The sequence below is a fragment of the Amycolatopsis sp. NPDC051128 genome (assembly GCF_040682715.1).
Classification (GTDB): Bacteria; Actinomycetota; Actinomycetes; order Mycobacteriales; family Pseudonocardiaceae; genus Amycolatopsis.
In genome coordinates this window covers 32934-52531 of the sequence record NZ_JBFBBN010000066.1, presented here as the reverse complement: position 1 = coordinate 52531, position 19598 = coordinate 32934, and the positions used below count along the sequence as shown (strand labels likewise).

Annotated in this window: 20 protein-coding genes; 10 read left to right on the top strand and 10 right to left on the bottom strand. The window is 71.4% G+C overall.

What is annotated here, in order from left to right; all coding sequences use genetic code 11:
* Nucleotides 1-262 precede the first annotated feature (262 nt).
* Nucleotides 263-1093 carry a hypothetical protein gene (locus AB0M82_RS41250; RefSeq protein ID WP_364734433.1) on the top strand — a complete coding sequence of 277 codons (831 nt, stop codon included), beginning with the start codon at nucleotides 263-265 and terminating at the stop codon, nucleotides 1091-1093.
* Here AB0M82_RS41250 and AB0M82_RS41245 read toward each other — a convergent pair.
* From AB0M82_RS41245 to AB0M82_RS41235, 3 genes are read right to left on the bottom strand one after another with little or no spacing between them, the layout of a single operon-like run.
* On the bottom strand, nucleotides 1090-1689 hold the full coding sequence (locus AB0M82_RS41245) for a TetR/AcrR family transcriptional regulator (RefSeq protein WP_364734431.1): 600 nt from the start codon (nucleotides 1687-1689) through the stop codon (nucleotides 1090-1092). The genes AB0M82_RS41250 and AB0M82_RS41245 overlap by 4 nt on opposite strands.
* Before the next feature lie 28 nt (nucleotides 1690-1717).
* Nucleotides 1718-2791, bottom strand: coding sequence for a hypothetical protein (locus AB0M82_RS41240; RefSeq protein WP_364734429.1), 1074 nt, complete (start codon nucleotides 2789-2791; stop codon nucleotides 1718-1720).
* Nucleotides 2788-4251 (bottom strand): hypothetical protein, encoded by a 1464-nt coding sequence (locus tag AB0M82_RS41235; RefSeq protein WP_364734427.1) that lies wholly within the window; start codon nucleotides 4249-4251, stop codon nucleotides 2788-2790. Before AB0M82_RS41235 ends, AB0M82_RS41240 begins: the two co-directional genes overlap by 4 nt.
* Nucleotides 4252-4350: 99 nt before the next feature.
* Here AB0M82_RS41235 and AB0M82_RS41230 point away from each other — a divergent pair, with 99 nt between their 5' ends.
* Complete coding sequence (locus AB0M82_RS41230) at nucleotides 4351-4989, top strand: DUF2238 domain-containing protein (protein WP_364734425.1); 639 nt, start codon at nucleotides 4351-4353, stop codon at nucleotides 4987-4989.
* Nucleotides 4990-5022: 33 nt separating this feature from the next.
* On the opposite strand, the gene AB0M82_RS41225 is transcribed toward AB0M82_RS41230, so the two are convergent.
* Together AB0M82_RS41225 and AB0M82_RS41220 are read right to left on the bottom strand one after the other, a co-directional pair.
* On the bottom strand, nucleotides 5023-5775 hold the full coding sequence (locus tag AB0M82_RS41225) for an alpha/beta fold hydrolase (protein ID WP_364734423.1): 753 nt from the start codon (nucleotides 5773-5775) through the stop codon (nucleotides 5023-5025).
* Nucleotides 5775-6143, bottom strand: a complete 369-nt coding sequence (locus tag AB0M82_RS41220; RefSeq protein ID WP_364734421.1) for a DUF1330 domain-containing protein — start codon at nucleotides 6141-6143, stop codon at nucleotides 5775-5777. Before AB0M82_RS41220 ends, AB0M82_RS41225 begins: the two co-directional genes overlap by 1 nt.
* 89 nt (nucleotides 6144-6232) lie before the next feature.
* On the opposite strand from AB0M82_RS41220, the gene AB0M82_RS41215 reads away from it, so the two are divergent.
* Entirely contained in the window at nucleotides 6233-6913 is a 681-nt protein-coding gene (locus tag AB0M82_RS41215; protein WP_364734419.1) for a TetR/AcrR family transcriptional regulator, read from the top strand.
* On the opposite strand, the gene AB0M82_RS41210 is transcribed toward AB0M82_RS41215, so the two are convergent.
* Nucleotides 6910-8739: an RICIN domain-containing protein gene (locus AB0M82_RS41210; RefSeq protein WP_364734417.1), complete on the bottom strand. Its 1830-nt coding sequence runs from the start codon at nucleotides 8737-8739 to the stop codon at nucleotides 6910-6912. The genes AB0M82_RS41215 and AB0M82_RS41210 overlap by 4 nt on opposite strands.
* 322 nt (nucleotides 8740-9061) lie before the next feature.
* Nucleotides 9062-10075 carry a LacI family DNA-binding transcriptional regulator gene (locus AB0M82_RS41205; protein WP_364734415.1) on the bottom strand — a complete coding sequence of 338 codons (1014 nt, stop codon included), beginning with the start codon at nucleotides 10073-10075 and terminating at the stop codon, nucleotides 9062-9064.
* A gap of 162 nt (nucleotides 10076-10237) precedes the next feature.
* Here AB0M82_RS41205 and AB0M82_RS41200 point away from each other — a divergent pair, with 162 nt between their 5' ends.
* From AB0M82_RS41200 to AB0M82_RS41185, 4 genes are read left to right on the top strand one after another with little or no spacing between them, the layout of a single operon-like run.
* Nucleotides 10238-11479, top strand: a complete 1242-nt coding sequence (locus tag AB0M82_RS41200) for an extracellular solute-binding protein (protein WP_364734413.1) — start codon at nucleotides 10238-10240, stop codon at nucleotides 11477-11479.
* A gap of 5 nt (nucleotides 11480-11484) precedes the next feature.
* Entirely contained in the window at nucleotides 11485-12378 is an 894-nt protein-coding gene (locus AB0M82_RS41195) for a sugar ABC transporter permease (protein ID WP_364734411.1), read from the top strand.
* Entirely contained in the window at nucleotides 12375-13187 is an 813-nt protein-coding gene (locus AB0M82_RS41190) for a carbohydrate ABC transporter permease (RefSeq protein ID WP_364734409.1), read from the top strand. Before AB0M82_RS41195 ends, AB0M82_RS41190 begins: the two co-directional genes overlap by 4 nt.
* A gap of 12 nt (nucleotides 13188-13199) precedes the next feature.
* On the top strand, nucleotides 13200-14906 hold the full coding sequence (locus AB0M82_RS41185) for a trehalase family glycosidase (protein ID WP_364734407.1): 1707 nt from the start codon (nucleotides 13200-13202) through the stop codon (nucleotides 14904-14906).
* 69 nt (nucleotides 14907-14975) lie between these two features.
* Here the strand turns inward: AB0M82_RS41185 and AB0M82_RS41180 are convergent, their stop codons facing one another.
* Nucleotides 14976-15329, bottom strand: coding sequence for a metalloregulator ArsR/SmtB family transcription factor (locus tag AB0M82_RS41180; RefSeq protein WP_364734405.1), 354 nt, complete (start codon nucleotides 15327-15329; stop codon nucleotides 14976-14978).
* 84 nt (nucleotides 15330-15413) lie between these two features.
* Between AB0M82_RS41180 and AB0M82_RS41175 the strand changes: the two genes are divergently transcribed.
* From AB0M82_RS41175 to AB0M82_RS41165, 3 genes are all read left to right on the top strand, one after another.
* The gene (locus AB0M82_RS41175; RefSeq protein ID WP_364734403.1) at nucleotides 15414-15869 is read left to right on the top strand and encodes an ArsI/CadI family heavy metal resistance metalloenzyme; all 456 of its coding nucleotides are present in this window, start codon (nucleotides 15414-15416) and stop codon (nucleotides 15867-15869) included.
* Between the two features lie 155 nt (nucleotides 15870-16024).
* On the top strand, nucleotides 16025-16624 hold the full coding sequence (locus tag AB0M82_RS41170; RefSeq protein WP_364734401.1) for a TetR/AcrR family transcriptional regulator: 600 nt from the start codon (nucleotides 16025-16027) through the stop codon (nucleotides 16622-16624).
* A gap of 91 nt (nucleotides 16625-16715) precedes the next feature.
* The gene (locus AB0M82_RS41165; RefSeq protein WP_364734399.1) at nucleotides 16716-18374 is read left to right on the top strand and encodes an FAD-binding dehydrogenase; all 1659 of its coding nucleotides are present in this window, start codon (nucleotides 16716-16718) and stop codon (nucleotides 18372-18374) included.
* 114 nt (nucleotides 18375-18488) lie between these two features.
* On the opposite strand, the gene AB0M82_RS41160 is transcribed toward AB0M82_RS41165, so the two are convergent.
* Both AB0M82_RS41160 and AB0M82_RS41155 read right to left on the bottom strand, forming a co-directional pair.
* Nucleotides 18489-19226 (bottom strand): methyltransferase domain-containing protein, encoded by a 738-nt coding sequence (locus tag AB0M82_RS41160; RefSeq protein ID WP_364734397.1) that lies wholly within the window; start codon nucleotides 19224-19226, stop codon nucleotides 18489-18491.
* Nucleotides 19223-19564, bottom strand: a complete 342-nt coding sequence (locus tag AB0M82_RS41155) for a metalloregulator ArsR/SmtB family transcription factor (RefSeq protein WP_364734395.1) — start codon at nucleotides 19562-19564, stop codon at nucleotides 19223-19225. The genes AB0M82_RS41160 and AB0M82_RS41155 overlap by 4 nt, the downstream gene beginning before the upstream one ends.
* Nucleotides 19565-19598 lie beyond the last annotated feature (34 nt).

Below are 19598 nucleotides of genomic sequence, written 5' to 3'. Positions count from 1 at the left end.
TTGGGGGGTGGGTCCCCCCCCCCCCCCCCTTGGGGGGGGGGGCCCCCCCCCCCCCCCCCCCCGCCACATTGGGGCGCTAGCCCGGCACCGGGACGAAGATGTTCCACCACCCGGTCGTCGGCGATGTCACGCTCGCCTACGAGGGCCTGGGAAGGGCGGCGGAACCCGGCCTGGCTCGGCGACGGAAGGCCTTCGCCCGGTGTGCCCGGAATGTGACCTCCTGCCGCTACCGTCCCCCCGAACGCGACACCGAGGGGGCCCCGTGCGGAAGACCGGTTTCACCATCGCCGTGGCGGCACTGGCGTTGACGGCCTGCGATCCGGCCCCCGCCGCCGGGCCGCCGCCCACCACCGTCGCCGCGCTCACGGCGCCGGCCGCCGATGTCGCCCAGCTGGTGGCCGCCGCCCGGGCCGGGATCGCGGCGGCCCCGTCCGCCACCTTCACCATGGACGCCGTGCTCGGCACCTCGGGCAAGAGCGCGACCGGCTCGCTCCGCTTCGACGGCGACACGCGGAGCCTCACGCTCACCGTCGACGGCAGCGAGACGCGGGTGATCGGCAAGAGGAGCTACACCCACGTACCGGTGGGACTCCCCGGCAAGCCGTGGGTCGGTAGCGATCCCGACAGCCCCGACAGACCCGACAACCCGTTGGCCCGGGCGGCCGGCGGGGTGGTGCCCACGTTCGTGAGGCTGCCGGATCTGGATCACGCCCTGACGGGGCTCGCGCGGGCCGGGCGGATCGTGTCGGCGGAGCAGACCCGGCTGCGCGACCTGCCGGTCAACCACTACCGGCTCGAAATCGACGCCGCCAAGATCCCGGATCTGTTCCCGGAGTTCACGGAACCGCCGACGAACGGCAAGCCGGCCAAGCCGATCACCGCGAAGCTGCCCGCCGAGCTGTGGCTCGACGCGGCACAGCGGCCGGCGCGGTTCACCGTCGACCTGGCCTCCGGATTCCCGCAGCCGGGTACCCTGGCGACCTTCAAGGGCACGACCGACTACCGCGACTGGGGCGACCCGGTGGAGATCGAGACACCGCCCGCCGACCAGGTCGTCGACATCTGGGAGCTGATCAAGAAGATGGGAACCTAGCCGCGCAGCGCCGGTCCGAGCCAGCGGCGGACGAGGGCCCGCAGGCCGTCGTCGGTGAGCACCGGCGCCGAGGGGTACTGCAGGAACGACATGAAGAGCCGCATCAGGATCTCGGCGAGCCCCTGGAGGTCTTCGTCGGTGGTGACGCCGGCGGCGGCCCAGTCGACCGGCACGTTGCGCAGGATCCGCGCGCCGAAGGAGAAGGCCAGCGGGGAAAGCACGCCGTCGGTGAAGAAGTCGGCTTCGCCCGCCTCCAGGAGCAGGCCCAGGTAAGGCTCGCCGGGGACCGCCCGGACGGCGAACACCACCGACTCCACGGCCGCTTCGGCGGCACTGCCGAACGAAGCCAGGTGGCGTTCCATCCGCCCGGCGAACTCCTCGACGCCGGCCAGTGCCACGGCACGGAGGATGTCCTTGAGGCCCGGGAAGTACCGGTAGACGGTCTGCCGGGTGACCCCGGCCTCGGCGGCGACGTCGGAGAGGCTGGTCTTGGCGAGCCCGGCCCGGTCGAGGCACGCCGTCGCCGCTTCGACGATCCGCCGGCGTGCCTCGTCCTCGGTGCCGGGTGGGTTGCCCTGCCATCCGTGATGCCCCATGCGCGCCATCTTCCCCGAGCGGGGCACCTCAGACGGCGGCAGGTGCCGGGCGGCGAGCGCGATACAGCGCGGCCAGCAGCAGACCGGCCCCGGCGAAGCAGGCGAGCGCGTAGAGCCCGCTTCCGATCGGGGTGCCGTCCCCGGTGACGCCGTCGACCGCGGCGAAGTAGGCCGGGAGGGCGCCGATCCAGCACACCGCCATGCCACCGAGGTAGAGGGCGGGGTAGATCCGCGCGAAGGCGGACAAGGGCTCGGCCAAGGGCTTGGCGTGCGCGACGATCCAGGCGCCGGCCAGCCAGAGCAGCGCCAGTTCGACGCCGAGGATCCAGGCCTGCGCCGTGGTGTTCCCGCCGAAGAGGCTCGACGGGAGGCCGGCGATCGCCATGGTCGGCGGGGTGAGGACGCCGGCCACCAGAATGCGTCCGGCGAGTGACCACCCGCGTCGGGGGCCGCCGGCGAGGCGCACGACCAGGTACGTCATAGCGCCCATCGAGACGGAGGCGAACAGCAGCATGCTGGTCATCGGCACCGCCGCCAGTGCCGGGTGGTTGACGAGGCGGTTGCCCGGGTTCCACGCCCACCACTTGAGCTGCGGGCCGACCTGGTCGAAGACCTCGTAGAACACCTGGCAGGCGAACGCGACGGCGACCGCACCGACCGCCGGGCCCCGGTGCCGGAAGATCCCGAGCGACCGCACGAGTTCGTAGGCGAGCTGGCTGAACATCGGGTAGAACGCGACGATGTAGAGCGGCAGCCGGTCCCCCATGAACTGCACGGTGAAGAGGTTGTGGGCGAAGATGAAGCCGTACAGCCGGTCGAGGCCGAACCACTCCGGGAAGTACAGCGGCGGTTCGGTGACGAACAGGTAGACCAGCGAGGCCCACCACAGCGCCAGGTTGACCGGATCGCCGTCGCGGTGCCGGCGAACGGCGTGCACCAGAGCGAATACGGCGCCGCCGACGACGAGCACCTCCAGCAGGGGCATCGACCAGTGCGCGAGGTCCCAGGGAAAGCGGACCGAAACCACCGGCGCGACGTCGTGGCAGTCGAACCCGAGGCCGCGGGTGACGGCCTCGGCCTCCGGCCCGCATCCGGCGCTCATCGCGTGGCCGCGGCCGCGGTGACCGGCGAGTAGTCCGTGGCCGGCGGCTCGGCCCGGGGGTCGAACCCGAAGGGCACCCGGTGCCGCCCGAGCGCCGCGCGGACGCGGTAGCGCACGAGCCCGGCGATCACCCGCGGGTTGCGCAGCATCTCCCCCAGCGACTCGTCGAGGTTGAACACCTTGGCGAAGTGTTCGTCGACCACGTCGTCCTCGCGGGCGGCGCCGACGATCAGGCTGAACGCCGGCGTGGACACGGCCGCGAGGACGCGTCGCTTCCACTCGCCCGGCTTCTCGGTGCCCACCGCGCATTCGTAGCCCTGGTCCCTGGCCATCGCCAGGCGCCACGGCACGTTGAGCAGCTTGCGTTGCGCGGCGAGGAACCCCGGGACGAACCCCGCGTCGAGCCGCGCGGCGCGGGACAGGTGCTCGCGCAGCAGTAGGGCCGACCCCGCGGCGGAGCTGATGCCCTGTGCGTAGAACGGGTTGAACGCGCAGATCGAGTCGCCGACGAACACCAGCCCCTTCGGCGGCGTGCGAAGCCGGTCGTAGCGCCGCCACTTGTTGCCGGTGGACCGGGTCAGGTGCACCTCCGAGGTGGGGGCGCACCGCTCCATCGCGGCCGCGAACAACGGCGTCCGCACCCGGCGGGCGACCTCGACGAACGCGTCGGTGGTGCGCGGCATCTCGAGGCCCCACGAGCCCATGCAGGCGATGACGCGGTTCCCTTCGATCGGGAAGAAGTTCACCAGGAACTCGTGCTCGGCGGGGTGCTCGCCCTTGTCCGGCGTCGGCATGATCACCAGGTGCCGCCACCACCAGGACGCGGGCCGCTCCGCGGGCAGGTCGTACCAGCGCGAGGTGTAGGTGACCTTGGCGTCGAGGGTCCGCACCTCGGGCTCGGGCCAGCCCGCTGCCACCAGCCAGCCGCTGACCGCGGAACCCCGGCCCATGGCATCGACGACGAAGTCGGCGTCGACGTGCTCGTCGCCTTCGGAAGTGGTGAAGCCGACCCCGGTGACGGCGCCGTCCCGCACGGTCAGGCCGCTCACCGCGGCCCCTTCGCGGATGACCACGTTGGCCAGCTCCCGCACCTTGTCGCGCAGGACCCGCTCGATGAGGATCCGCGAGCCGTAGATCATCGTCATCGAGCTGCGTTTGCGGGCTGACCAGCCCGGCCCGTCGAGGTAGGCCGCGTCCATGGACGGCATCAGGTGCAGCCCGCCCGCCGCGATGAGGTCGTCCTCGAAGCCGGGGAACAGCGCCCCGATCGCGCGACGGCCCGAGTTCAGCAGGAAGTGCGGGTGCTTGCTCTGCGGGACGCCGCGCCGGTGCTCCGCCGCCACCGGGAGCTCGTCGCGTTCCAGCACCAGCACCCGGTCGAAGTGCGGGGCGAGCGCCCCCGCGGCGCACAGACCGGCGGCGCTGCCACCGAGGACGACGGCGGTCCTGCCGAGCCGCATGCGGATCAACTCCCCACGTCATTCATACAAATGGACATCGAATGTATGAATGACGCCGGGTGCGTGTCAAGGACGGCCGCCGGGCCCTAGGGTGGCCGGATGGTGCGCGGAGTCGGTCGGACCGAGGGGACGCTGCTGGTCACCGTGGTGCTGGCGGTGCTGGTGGCGACCGGCGTGCAGGCGAAGTCGCCGGGGACCTGGTTCATGGAGGTCGTCTGGATCCTGGCCGGGTTGCCACTGGTGGTGGCCCTGCGCAAGAGGTTCCCGCTGACGCGGCTGCTGTGCTGGCTGCTGGTGCTGCACGCGGTCGTGCTGTGCTACGGCGGGCAGTACACCTACGCGGAGACCCCGCTCGGGGAGTGGGTGCAGCACTGGCTGGGCACCCGGCGCAACGACTACGACCGCCTCGGCCACTTCGTCCAGGGCTTCGTCCCCGCGGTGGCCGTGCGCGAAGTGCTGCTGCGCCGGACACCGCTGCGGCCCGGCGGCTGGGTCGCGTTCCTGACCGTGAGCGTGTGCCTGGCGATCAGCGCCTGCTTCGAGTTCGTCGAGTGGTTCAGCGCCCTGATCGCCGGGGCGGGCGCGGACGCTTTCCTCGCCACCCAGGGAGACGTCTGGGACACGCAGTGGGACATGTTCCTCTGCCTGTGCGGCGCGGTCCTTTCGGTGCTCGTGTGGCGCCGTCTCCACGACCGGCAGCTGGGCGAGTCGGTCCGGGAGGTCGGGGCGGCGGGTTGACCGTCGCGGAGCTCGGCTCTGTCCACATCGGACTCAGCGGAGCGTCGCCCAGAATCCCGTCAGTGCCGCGGCGCCGCGGGCCGGGTCCTCGGTCATCCACCAGTGACCCAGGCCGTCGAGGACCGCCACCCGGGCCCCCGCGCGGGCGGCGGCCCGGCGGCGTTGCTCGTCGGTGCCGACGATGTGGTCTTCGGTGGCCAGGATCGCCAGGCCCGGGCGGGCCGCCGCGCGTTCCAGCTCCAGGCCGAGACCCAGGGTGCCCGCCTCGGCCGCCGCCCGGTACAGGGTGAGCACCGCGCGGCCCATCGCCTCGTCCTGGCCCGCCGCGACGCGCGCCGCGACCCGCCGGTCCATCCCCCGCTCCACCAGCACCGCCGTGCGCTTCTCGGCCGTCGCGCCGAACCGGGCCGCGACGTCGGCCTCGCCGACACCCGGCGTCTGCCACCGGCGGGCCAGCTCGTGCCATTCGTAGCCCGGGTCGTAGCTTCCGAGCACGTCGCTGACCCAGCTGCGCACCAGATGCGGGTGGCTCAGCACCACGTTCACGACGTGGCCGCCGCCGAGGTCGTGGCCCACCAGGTCCACCGGCTCGCCGAACGCCGTCAGTTCTTCGACGAGCCAGTCCCGGTAGCCCGCGTAGGTGGCACCGAACCCGGCCGGCAGTGGCGCCCCGAAACCGGGCGGGGACAGGCAAACCAGGTCCGACCGCACCGCCACCAGCTCGGCCAGCAACGGCTCCCAGACGGCCGCCGTCTCGGGGTTGCCGTGGACGAACACCGCCGGCATCAGACCGCGACCGGCGTGGTCGGCTGCAGGACCGACTCCACGAGCGCTTCGCCGCGCAGGTGGGCGACGGCCTGGTACTCGGGGTCGCGGATCATGGCGGCGAACGCCCGCCGGTCCGGGTAGCGGACCAGCACGACCATGTCCCACGCCTGCCCGTCCTCGGCGACCAGCGCGCGTCCGCCGTCGCCCAGGTACTCCACGGTCAAGCCGTACCGGGCGTTGATCGAACGGCCGAGCGCTTCCGCGTAACGCTGGTAGCTTTCGCGGCCGCCATCCGGCCGGAACCGCAGCAGGTTGAGCATCACGACCGGGCCGCCCGGGTCGTCGGCGAGCAGGGTGTCGAGTTCACGGTCGTCGATTTCGATCATGGGGACCTCCCGGGAGCCAGTACCGCTTCGCCGGCCACACTACACATACTTGTTGGTCGACACGCAAGTTACTTTGCTAGACTCCGGGCATGACCACCGCACGCCGCACCCAGCAGGAGCGCCGCGACCGGGCCGAAGCCGCGCTGCTGACCGCCGCCGCCGAACTGGTCGTCGAGCAGGGCGTCCGCTCGCTGACGCTGGCCAAGGTCGGGGAACGCGCCGGGTACAGCCGCGGCATCGTCACCCACCACTTCGGCGCCAAGCAGGTGCTCGTCGAACGGCTCGCGCGGGCCACGCAGGCCGGGTTCGTGCCGGGCCTCGACGGCGTGCCGCCCGGGCTCGGCCGCCTGCTGCGGCTGATCGACGGCTATCTGGGCGAGCTCGGCCGGATCGGCGTCTTCAACCGTGCGTTCCTGCTGCTGTGGGCCGAAGCCGCCACGCAGCCGGAGCTGGCCCCGATCTTCCGCGAGCGGGACGACGCCTTCCGCGCCGACCTGCGCGACGACGTCGAGGCCGGCATCGCGGACGGCACGATCGACCCGGGCGTCGACCCGGCCGAAGTCGCGGTCGCCGTCGTCGGCCAGCTCCGCGGGATCGCGCTGCAGCGGCTGCTCGACCCGCAGGCCACCGACCTCGAGCAGCTTCGCGGCAGCGTCACCGGCTACTGGCGCCGGGCCCTCGCTTCCGATGCCGCTGAAGGCCGCCATCAGGACATCCAGTGCCCTGATGGCGGCCTTCAGCGGTCAACACCCGAAGCCCCCGAGGCTTAGCGGCCCCACAGCCGCCAGGTCTGGTTGAGCGGGCTCGACTGGCTGGCCGGCTTGCAGGTCCACTGGATGACCGCGGCGCGGGCTGCCGTGGAGACTCCGTTGACGTCGACGCACTTGCCGCTGTGCCGGGCGACCAGCTGGTAGTCGTGCGCGTCGTTGCCGCCGTAGGTCACCCTTCGCAGGGTGAACTGCTGGTTCGCCGCGCCGGCCTGACAGGTCCGCTGGGCGACGACGGCGCCGTCCGCCGTCGAGGCCCCGTCGACGTCGAGGCACTTGCCGCTCTGCTGGTTCGCCACGGTGAACGTGCCGTCGGCGCCGGCCACCGGCTGAAAGTTCCAGAGCTGCTGGTCGCCGCCCTCGCAGGAGAACTGCTGCTGCGGGTTGCCGTCGGCGGTCTTCATGTCGGTGTTGTCCAGGCACTGCTGGGAATGCTGGGCGACGGCGACGGACTGGAAGCCGCTGTCCGACGGCGGAAGCAGGGTGATGGTGTAGGAGTCGTCGACGTTCGTGTGCGGCACGTTCACCGTCGTGGCGTTGCCGGACAGGGTCACCACGGAGTTCTGCACGGTGATCGGTCCGGCGACGGCGCCGCCGCCGTTGTACGGGATGCGCTGGACGAGCACCCGGACCTGGTTGTTCTGCACGACCCCGCTCGTGGTGTCCAGGCGCTTCAGGCCGACCGCGACGTTGCCCGTCGTGCGACCGCCGCCGACCAGGATCTTGGCCGTCCCGGCCGCCTTCGTGGCGAACGCGTCGTAGCCCGAACTGGGCGTGGTGGACACGATCTGGCCGGTCTGCCCACCGTAGAAGCGGTAGACCCACCATTCGCCCTTCGGCTGGTGCTGGCCCGAGTTCCGGACGAGCAGGTTGCCGAGGTCGTTGTGGAGGTTCCCGCCGCTCGCCCAGTTGGCCCGCAGGCCGTCGGCGCCGGCCCGTTCCAGGCGGGCGATGTACCAGGCGCCGTCGCCGGGGTTCTGTTCGTTCGAGGCGCCGTACTCGTTGATCTGGTACGGCCGGGGGTGCGGGATGCCGCGGGAGCCGAGCGACGAGTTCGCCGCGGCCACGTTGGCCACCGGGTCGCCGGGCAGGGAGTGCCAGCTCACGATGTCGGGGACGACGTTGTTGGCGCGGACGTAATCGAGGTACTGACTCCACCAGCCGGTCGAGGTCGACGGGACGCCGGCGAGGCTCGGGCCGACGATCGGCTGGTCCGGGAAGGCCGCCCGGACGCGCTGGTACGCGCGGCTCCACATGGCGAAGTACTGGGCCTGCGTGCGGTTCCAGAAGATCGAGATGTTGGGCTCGTTCCAGAGGTCCCACTGCACCGGGGCGCCGGTCGCCCGCACGTCGTTGATCAGGCGCGTGAGGAAGTTGTCGAAGTCGGTCCAGTTGCCGTTGTCGCCGGGGAAGCGGGAGATCGCGGCGCCGTCCGCGCCCCAGAGGTCGTGCACGAGCAGGACGAACTGGCCACCCAGTGACCGCGTGCGCAGCAACTGCGCGCGGGTGGCGTTCCACCGGCGGTCGTACCGGCCCGCCACCCAGCCACCCGGGCTGTCCAGCTGCGCGCCGCCGGCGCGCATCGCCTGGAACTTCACGTCGCGGAAGAAGTGGTCCGCGGGCGCCGAAGCGTCCTCGGACATGCCGTAGATCCACCCGGACGCGCGGTAGGTCGGCGCCCCGCCCGCGACGGAGAAGTCGACGGCGACGGACTCGTCCGCGGCCCGGGCCGTTTCGGTGAAAGTTACCAGGGAAGCGGCGGCGAGCGCGCCGGCGAGAAGGGCGGCGAACCCGCGACGGCGGGTGCGCGTTGCTACGAGAGTGTCCACATGCGACTCCTTGACCGGAGGGATGTCGTGCGGGACCCGCGTCCCGGCTCGGCACCGGGGCGCGGGGAAACGGAACGGGCCGTGGCGGCCTCAGCTTCGGGGAGATTCCCGGGAACCGGCCGGGCCGGCGGCGCCCCGGAAAAGGGGGGCGGCCGGAAGGGGAGATCGCGGTGCGCGCGGCACCGCGGCAGTTCGCCGTTGAACCATGGGTGCTCCGAACAGGTGGGGACGAGGATGCTCGAACCGGTTCGATCGCGACTGAAGGTACGCGTCACCAATGCCTGAAGCAAGGGGCGCGGCGGAAACCGAACCGGTTCGACGATCACCCGCGGCGGCGGGCCCCGGTGCTCGACCGCAGCGAAATCGGCGGCTCCAGCAGCGCGTTGCGCGGCGTGGCCGAGGGGTCGGCGATCTGCTCCTGCAGCAGCTCGACAGCCAGCCGCGCCATCTCCCCCGCGGGCACGTTCGCCGCGGTCAAGGGCGGGTGGAAGTCCTCGGCCAGCCGGTCGGCGATCACGCCGGTGAGCGAGAAATCGCGGGGCACGTCGAGCTTCGCGCGCTCCAACGCGCGTTGCACGCCAGGCAGGGCGGCTTCGTTGATCGTCACGGCCGCCGTCACCTCCGGCCACCGTTCGCGGATCCGGTCGAAGCACGCCAGGCCAGCGGCCGGGTCGTCGGCGCAGCACACGGTGTGCCCGGTCATGCCGCACTCCGCGGTGGTCTCGAGGAAGCCCGACATCGCGCGCACGGCCGGGCCGTAGCCGGCGGCGACCAGCTCGGCGGACCGGTTGACCAGCACGACGTCCTGGTGCCCCAGGTCGGCGAGGTGGCGCACGCAGCGGCTGATCAGCGTCGCGTAGTCGACGTCCACCCACCAGGACGCGCCCGGGTGCTCGACGTGGCCGATCGCGACGAACGGCAGCCCCGCCCGGCCCAGCCGGTCCACCCGGGCGTCCTCCAGCCGGACCTCCATCAGGATGACCCCGTCGACCCGGCGGCCGGTGACGATCCGCTCGAACGACCGGTCGTGGTCCCCGCCGCTGGGCGAAAGCAGCACGTCGTGGTCGTGCACCGCGGCGGCCTCCACGACACTCGCCACGAACCCCAGCTGGACGTCGGTCAGCCGCGCGCTCGCGGGCGGTATCGCCAGGCCGAACGTGCGGGTGCGCCCCTCGGCGAGCGCGCGGGCGCTGGCGTTGGGCCGGTAGCCCAGCTCGGCGATGACGTCGTTGATCCGCCGGACCGTCGCGGCGGACACCGGCCGCTTGCCGCTCAGCGCGTAGGACACGGTGCTCCGGGACACCCCGGCCCGCTTGGCGATCTCGCCGATGTTCATGCCCTTCCCCTCTCCGGCTCTCGCTGAACCGGTTCGATTAGCGGCCAGCATAGAACATTGCCTCTTGCGTGCGACTGTCTCGGCGGTTTAGGTTGACGCCGCTTCGTCTCATCGAACCGGTTCGATGTTTGTCGGCACCGACGCCGCCAGGAAGGACCACCCATGCACCCCGCATCGCTCGCCCGCCGTCTCCCGGCGGCACTGACGGCGGCCGGCCTGGCCGTCGCGCTGACCGCCTGCTCGGCCACCCCCGCCCCCAGCGGCGCACCGAGCACGCTCTCGGTCTGGGACCCCTACCCGCAGTTCGCCGCCGGTTCGGAGTGGGCGAAGACGATCGACCGGTGCGGGAGCGAAGCCGGCGTGCAGATCCAGCGCCAGGCCTACGACACCACCGACCTGACCACCAAGGTGCTCCTCGCCGCGCAGCAGCGCACCGCGCCGAACGTCCTGGTCATCGACAACCCGGTGGTCTCGACCCTCGCCGAAGCCGGGGTGCTCAAGCCGAACCAGGACGTGGGGCTGGACGCCGCCCAGGCGGCGCCGAACCTGGTCGCGGCCGGCGTGGCAGGCGACCGGACCTACGGCGTGCCGATCGGCGCCAACACCCTGGCCCTCTACTACAACAAGGCCGTGCTCACCGCCGCCGGCGTCGACCCGGCGTCGATCAAGGACTGGGCGTCGCTGACCGCGGCGCTGGCCAAGGTGAAGGGCGCGGGCAAGAAGGGCATCACGTTCTCCGCGATCGGCACCGAAGAGGGCAGCTTCCAGTTCCTGCCGTGGTTCTGGGGATCCGGCGCGGCGCTGACCGACCTCGCGTCCGAACCGGCCACCGCGGCCCTCGCGCAGTGGAAGTCCTGGCTGGACAACGGGTACGCACCGAACTCGGTGGTCAACAACACCCAGACCACCAGCTGGCAGGAGTTCGCGACCGGCGAATACGCCTTCGCCGAGAACGGCACCTGGCAGCTGCAGAACGCGAAGAAGGCCGGCTTCGAGTACGGCGTCCTCGCGATCCCGGGCCGCACCGGGGGCACCGCGCCCGCCCCGACCGGCGGCGAGTTCGTCACCGTCCCCGCGCAGGACAACCCGGACGCGGAAAAGACCGCGGCCCGCGTCGCCGGCTGCCTGACCAGCCCGGACAAGGTCCTGTCGTCGGACACCGCGCTCACCTACGTCTCGGCCGTGCCGTCCGTGCAGGAGAAGCAGGTCGCGGCGCAGCCCGAACTGGCCGTGTGGGTGGACGCGGTGAAGAACGCGAAGGGACGCACCGGCGACAACCTCGGCACCCGGTACCCGCGGATCTCGCAGCCGCTGTGGGGCGCCTTGCAGGCCGCACTCACCGGTGCGAAGGCGCCGGAAGCCGCCATGAAGGACGCCCAAGCCGCCGCCGCGTCGGCGAAGTAGGCCGGATGCTCTCCCGATCCACGGTCCGGCAGCTCGTCGGCTGGGCGTTCCTGGTGCCGCTGGTGGCCTACCTGGTGCTCTGTTACGTCTATCCGCTGGCCACCAACATCGACCTGAGCATCCGCGACTACACCGTCCGGACGTTCGTCCACGGCGGCGCGCCGCTGGCCGGCCTGGCCAACTACGCCAAGGTGTTCGGCGACCCCGCCTTCCGGACGGCGCTGCTGAACACCTTCGTGTTCACGGCCGCGTCCCTGGCGTTCCAGTACGCGATCGGCCTCGCGATGGCGGTGTTCTTCGCTCGCCGCTTCCGGTTGTCGGCCACCCTGCGCGCGTTGTTCCTCGTGCCGTGGCTGCTGCCGCTGATCGTGTCGGCCTCCACGTGGGCGTGGCTGCTCAACAGCGAGTCCGGCCTGGTCAACGCCGTCCTGGAGGGGATCGGCGTGGAGCGGGTCAACTGGCTGACCTCGCCGTCGTGGTCGCTCGTGTCGGTCACCGCGGCCAACATCTGGATCGGGATCCCGTTCAACCTCGTCGTGCTCTACAGCGGACTGCGCAACATTCCCGCGGAGGTGTACGAAGCGTCCGCTTTGGACGGTGCGAACGCGTGGCAGGCCTTCCGGCACATCACGTTTCCGCTGCTGCGCCCGGTCTCGGCGATCACCCTGCTGCTGGGCCTGGTCTACACGCTCAAGGTGTTCGACATCATCTGGATCATGACGAAGGGCGGCCCCAGCGGATCGTCCAGCACCCTGGCGACCTGGTCGTACGAGCTGGGCTTCGGCACCCTGGTGCCCCGGTTCGGGCTCAGCGCCGCGGTCGGCAACGTTCTCATTCTCCTCGCCCTGGTCGCCGGCCTGGTGTACGTCCGCCTGCAACGCCGGCAGGACCTCGCATGAGGCGCCCGGCCTGGTCGACCGCGGTCGGCCTGCTCCTCACCGCGGCCATGCTGTTCCCGGTCTACTGGATGATCAACGTGTCGCTCACCCCGGCGGGCGACATGCGCAAGTCACCGCCGAGCCTCTTCCCGGCCGCCCCGACGTTCGAGGGCTATCAGCGGGTCCTGCGGGAACAGCTGCCCTACCTGGCGACCAGCCTGCTGGTCGCGGTGGGCACGGTCGTGCTCACCCTGGCGCTGGCGGCCCCGGCCGCGTACTCGCTGGCCAAGCTGCGCCCGCGCGGCCGGCGAGTGCTCGGCTTCCTGCTGCTGGTGGCGCAGATGATCCCCGGGATCATCATGGCGCTGGGCTTCTACGGCATCTACGTCAGCCTCGGCATCACCAACACCGTGTGGGGCCTGATCTTCGCCGACTCGACCATCGCGGTGCCGTTCGCCGTGCTGATCCTGACGTCGTTCATGGCGTCCGTGCCCGACGAGCTGCTGCAGGCGGCCCGGATCGACGGTGCCGGCCCGTGGCGCACGTTCGTCTCCGTCGTCCTGCCGGCCAGCCGCAACGGCGTGGTCACCGCCGCGCTGTTCTCGTTCCTGTGGGCGTGGTCGGACTTCGTCTTCGCCGCCACGGTCGACGCCGGTGGCCGGCTGCAGCCGCTGACCCTCGGCATCTACCGCTACATCGGCAACAACAACCAGGAGTGGAACTCCATCATGGCCACCGCCGTCGTCGCGTCCGTGCCCGCGGCGGTCCTGCTCGTGGTGGCCCAACGCTACGTCGCCGCGGGCATCACGTCCGGTGCCGTGAAAGACTGAGAGGAATTCCCTGTGGCCCCCGAGTTCTCCGTCCGGGAGATCCCCTTCAGCCGGTCCGGCGCCTGGTTCGGCCTCTCCCCCGTGGTCGGGACGGCCGAGTACGCCGAAGACCTGCACCTGGTGTCCCACCGCAACGGTCTCCACCCGATCCTGTCGCTGGTGCCGGTCGACGGCGGCCACCGGGTCGCCGCCACGATCACCGCCGACCCCGCGACGCTCACGTGGGCGGTGGGCGACGCCCGCGTGAGCGCCGTGTTCTCCGCCGTGGACACGCTGCGGATCGCCGGGACCGGGCTGGCCATGCGGATCGCCGCGACCGAACGGACCTTGACCCCCTTCACCGGCACCTACTTCTTCGCCGACCCCGAGGGACGGGTCGTGTTCACCTCCTACGAGACCGGGCACCGCTTCCGGCTGACGCTCGTCGCGGGGCGGTGGCAGGTCAACGGCGCCCAGGAGCTGGGGACGGCCGACCGGGCGGTCGTCGCGGGTGGCGACGGCGGGCCGTGGGAGGTGGTGATCGAGGAGCTGACGACGGCCCGGACGGCGCCTGAGTCCACATCGGACTTCACGACGGCGGTGACCGCGGCGCGCGCGGACTTCACCGGATTCGCCGACGCCGTGGCGCCCTGGCGCGACGACCGGGCGCCGGCCGCCGAGCTCGCGTGCTACGTCGTCTGGTCCGCCACCGTCGCTCCCGGCGGATTCGTCACCCGCCCCGCGGTCCTGATGTCGAAGCACTGGATGGACCGGGTGTGGAGCTGGGACCACTGCTTCAACGCGCTGAGCCTGGCCCGCGGCCTGCCGGGGCTCGCGTGGGACCAGATCCAGGTGGTGTTCGACCACCAGGACGCCCAGGGCGCGCTCCCCGACTCGATCACCCACTCGGAGGTCCTCCACAACTTCGTCAAGCCGCCGATCCACGGCTGGGCGCTGACCCGGCTGCGCGACCGGCTCCCCGGCGGCCTGCCCGACGCCGCGACCGCGTACCGGCAGCTGGCGGCCTGGACGTCGTTCTGGCTGGACCACCGGCGGGCGCCGGGGAGCCGGCTGCCCTACTACGAACACGGCAACGACAGCGGCTGGGACAACTCCACGGTGTTCCGCGAAGAGCGGCTCGTCGAGTCGGCCGACCTCGCCGCTTTCCTGGTCCTGCAACTGAAGGAGCTCGCGACCCTGGCCGAGGAAGTGGGCGACACGTCGGCCCGGTGGCGCGAGGAGGCCGACGAACTGCTGGCCGCGATGCTGGCCGAGCTGTGGGACGGCACCCGGTTCGTCAGCCGCGGCGCGGGCACGGAAGACGTCCGCGGCAGCGCGAGCCTGCTCGAACTCATGCCGGTCGTGCTCGGCGAACACCTGCCACCGGAGGTGTTCGCCCGGCTGTGCGACGGCGTCGCCGCCCACCTGACGTCCGTCGGGCTGGCCACGGAGCTGCCCGCCTCGCCGTACTACGAAGCGGACGGGTACTGGCGCGGCCCGGTGTGGGCGCCCGCCACGGTGCTGATCGAGGACGGCCTCCGCCGCGGTGGCGCCACCGACCTCGCCGACCGGGTGAGCGCCCGGTTCCGCGCGCTGTGCGAGAAGTCCGGTTTCGCGGAGAACTTCGACGCCCTCACCGGCGAGGGCCTCCGCGACCGCGCGTACACGTGGACGGCCAGCGCGTACCTGACGTTGGCGGAGGACGCCTCGCGGCGAGCTGTTCAAGCGGACGGCCGCTGAGCAGCGGCGTCAGTGACACGCGCCGGGTCTCACCCTGCCGGAGGATGAGCGTGCCGAATCGATCAGCCGTCACCCGGCGCCTGTGGTGGTGAGGACCGCGGACAGCCGCGCCAGCACCTCGGGGTGCACGCGGTAGTAGATCCACGTCCCGCGCCGCTCGCCGGTGATCAGGCCCGACTCCCGGAGCACCTTCAGGTGGTGCGAGATCGTCGGCCCGGTCAGCTCGAAGGCGTCCGTCAGGTCGCACACGCACGCCTCGCCCCCGGCATGGGACGCGATCAGCGAGAGCAACCGCAGGCGGACGGGGTCGGCCATCGCCTTGAACAGGTGCGCTAGCTGGGCCGCCTGATCCTGCGTCAACGGCTCCCGGGCCAGCGGCGCGCAGCAGGCGTCCATCGCGACCAGCGGCAGTTGTTTCGACATCTCTCTATATTGACAGGTCTGAAGATAGAGGGCAATCTAAGCTTGTCACTGTTTAGACGATGATCTATCCAAGGAGGTAGCAGGATGTCACGGGTGCAACTGGCACTGCGGGTCGGCGACCTGGCGGGCTCGATCGACTTCTACTCGAAGCTGTTCGGGACGGAACCGGCCAAGCTTCGTCCCGGCTACGCGAACTTCGCGATCGAGGAGCCCGCGCTGAAGCTCGTGCTGCTGGAAGGCGAGCCCGGCCAGGCGACGGTGATGGACCACCTCGGCGTGGAGGTCGAGTCGACCGGCCAGGTCGACGCCGCCGCCCAGCGGCTCACCGGCGAGGGCCTGGAAACGCTCACCGAGGACAACACCACGTGCTGCTACGCGGTGCAGGACAAGGTGTGGGTGCACGGGCCGGGCAAGGAACCCTGGGAGGTCTACACGGTGAAGGACGACTCGGCGACCTACGGAAGCGACAGTGCCACCCCGGCAACGTGCTGCACACCGGACGCCGAGTCGGCCGCGAAGCCCGAGGGCTGCTGCAACTGAGCACCGGAGCCGGTGCGCGATCGAAGGACGCTCCGGCAACCGTGCCGCGGCAGGAACGGACATACACGGGTGTATTGAATACAGGTGTGCATCGCGATGAAGACGACAGCATGGTGACAGAAAGTGCCAAAGCCACCACAGGACGCGAGGTCCGGGTGACTAAGCGGCGCGCCGAGACGCGGCAGCGGTTGCTCGAGGCGGCGCTGGAGGTGTTCGCCGAGGAAGGGTTCGGGCGCTCGACCGTCGAGCAGGTCTGTACCCGCGCCGGCTACACCCGAGGCGCGTTCTACTCGAACTTCGCCTCCCTGGACGAACTGTTCCTGGCCATGTGGGAGCAGCGGTCCACCACGCAGATCGACCGGCTGCGGCAGCGGTTCGAGGCCGGCGAACCACCCGCGGTGCGCGACATGACCGAGGTCGTCGGACACGTGCTGGACGAGGTGCCGATGGACGAGGAGTGGTACCGGGTGAGCGCCGAGTTCACCGCGCACGCGCTGCGCAATCCCAGCCTGCGCGCGGTGGTGGCCGCGCGGGAGCGGGCGATCGCGGCATCGTTCCTGCCGTTCCTCCGCGCGCTGCTCGCCCGGATCGGCCGGGTCGTGCCCGATCCCGACGCGCTGGGCCAGGCCCTCGTCGCCGTGCACGACGGCACCGCTCTGCAGTGCTTCACCGAACCGGACGACCCCGTGGTGTGGCGGCACCGGGCCGAGTTGTTCGGCCACGTCGTCACCGCCTACAGCGTCGAAGACAAGTAGCGAGATCGGGGTCACAGCGCGTTTCATACACGAATGTATCTGATACGTTCATGTATCGAACGGTCGTCGGACCGGAAGACGGGACGCTGTGATGGATTTCGAACCGGAAGTGATCGTCGTCGGCGCCGGGCTGGCGGGCCTGGTCACCACTTATGAGCTGGTCAAGGCCGGCCGCCGGGTGCTGGTCGTCGAGCAGGAGAACCGGCACAACCTCGGGGGGCAGGCGTTCTGGTCACTGGGCGGTCTCTTCCTCGTCGACAGCCCGGAACAGCGGCGAAACCGGATCAACGACTCCTACGAGCTGGCACTGCAGGACTGGCTGGGCTCGGCCGGATTCGACCGCGACGAGCCCGACCGGTGGGCCCGGCAGTGGGCCGAGGCCTACGTGCGGTTCGCCGCGACGGAGAAGCGCCGCTACCTGCACGACCTCGGACTGCGGTTCACGCCGGTCGTCGGGTGGGCCGAACGCGGCGGCGGGTCCGCCGAGGGACACGGCAACTCGGTGCCCCGCTTCCACCTGACCTGGGGCACCGGCCCGGAGGTCGTGCGCGTGTTCGCCGAACCGGTGCTCGCCGGTGAACGGCGCGGGCTCGTCCGGTTTGCCTTCCGCCACCAGGTCGACGAGCTCGTCGTCGAAAACGGCGCCGTGGCCGGGGTGCGGGGCACCGTGCTCGAACCGTCCGATCTGGACCGGGGCAAGGCCTCCTCGCGCACTCCGGCCGGTGAGTTCGAGTTCCGGGCCGCCGCCGTGGTCGTCACCTCGGGCGGGATCGGGCACAACTTCGACCTGATCCGGCGGAACTGGCCGGCCGAGCGCCTCGGCCCGTGCCCGGAGACGCTGATCGCGGGCGTCCCGGCGCACGTGGACGGGCGCATGCTGGCGATCACTGAGCAGGCGGGCGGCGCGATCGTCAACCGCGACCGCATGTGGCACTACACCGAGGGCGTGCACAACTGGAACCCCGTGTGGCCCGATCACGCGATCCGGATCATCCCCGGGCCGTCCTCACTGTGGTTCGACGCCACCGGCAAGCGGCTGCCGGCCCCCAACTTCCCCGGCTTCGACACGAACGCGTCGATGAAGGCCATCCTCGCCACCGGCCACGACTACTCCTGGTTCGTCCTGACGCAGTCGATCATCGAACGGGAATTCGCGCTGTCGGGGTCGGAGCAGAATCCCGACATCACCGGCAAGGACATCAAGCTGACCCTCGCCAGCCGGGTGGCCAAGGGCGCGCCGGGCCCGGTGGAGGCGTTCAAGAAGCACGGCGTGGACTTCGTCGTCGCCGACACGCTCGACGAACTCGTCAAGGGCATGAACAAGATCTCCCGGGGTCCGCAGCTCGACGCCGCCGACCTGGAGCGCCAGATCGTGGCGCGTGACCGGGAACTCGGCAACGCGTTCTCCAAGGACCTCCAGCTGATGGCCGTCGCCAACGCCCGCCGCACGCTCGGCGACCGGCTGGCGCGGGTGACGAAGCCGCACCGGATCCTCGACCCGGCGCACGGGCCGTTGATCGCGGTCCGGCTCAACGTCCTGACCCGCAAGACCCTCGGCGGCATCCAGACCAACCTCGACTCGCAGGCGATGCGGCCCGACGGCACGCCGTTCCCCGGCCTGTACGCGGCGGGTGAGGTGGCCGGCTTCGGGGGCGGCGGCGTGCACGGTTACAACGCGCTGGAAGGCACCTTCCTCGGCGGCTGCATTTTCTCGGGCCGGGCCGCCGGGCTCGCGCTGGCGCGCCGGTGATGGAGTCGCCGAACGCGACGCCCGAGGGCTGCTGCGACTGAGCGCCGGAGCCGGTGCGCGATCGAGGGGCGCACCGGCCCGGCCGGTGCCGCCGCGACCCGCGACCCGCGACCGTCAATCAACCTCAGGCGCGCGACACCGGGCGCGGATGATCGCCGAGTGCAGCTTGTCGCCGACTTCGTGGGTGAGCCGGACGTCGACGCCGACGAATCCGGCTTCCCGCAACAGATCCCGGTAGCCGCCGGCGGTGAGGGCACCGCCGAGGCATTCGACCGCGCCGGCGCGGTCCGCGCGTTCGGCGTCGGTGAGCGTCTCGTCGGCGAGGATGTCGGTGATGCCGAGACGGCCGCCGGGGCACAGGACGCGGGCGATTTCCGCGAAGACAGCGCGCTTGTCGGACGACAGGGCGATGACGCAGTTGGAGACGACGACGTCGACCGAGGCGTCCGGCAGCGGGATCCGTTCGATCGCGCCCTTGACGAACTCGGCGTTCGCCACGCCCGCCTGCTCCACGTGCCGGCGGGCGAGGGCGAGCATTTCGTCGGTCATGTCCAGCCCGATGGCGCGGCCGGCCGGACCGACGCGGCGGGCGGAGAGCAAGACGTCGAGCCCGCCGCCGGAGCCGAGGTCGAGCACGGTCTCACCGGGACGCAGATCCGCCACGGCCAACGGATTTCCGCAGCCCAAGCTGGTCGCGGCCACGCTCTCCGGGATCTCCTCGCCGGCGTAGTGGACGGCACCCAGCCGGTCGGCGTCCCCGGCACCGGCGAGCAGGCCGGTTTCCTCACCGGCCAGTGCCCGGCGGGCCGCGGCGGCGTAGCGGTCGCGAACGGCGTCACGGTCGGGATTCATCGGCCGGCCTTCCCGGCGGCCAACGGCCGGACCCCGCGTCCCATGACCACGTCCGCGGCGCTCGGGAAGCAGGACACGCACTCCTCGTTGACCCGGTAGAGCCGGGCGGTCCCGCGGGGCTCGACGAGCACGAAACCGACCTCGGCCAGCACCTTCAGGTGCGCGGAGACGGTGGACTGACTCACGCTCACCCGCTCGACGATCTCCCCCACCGTCATCGGGCCGGCGGTCGAGGCCAGCAGGCTGAGGACCTGCACCCGCGTCGGGTCCGCGAGCGCCCGGAACCACCCGGCGTAGGTCTTGGCGGTGACGCGGTCCAGCACGGCAGCCCCTTTCATCGTCCATCGACGATAGACGATCGAAGGACGCTCC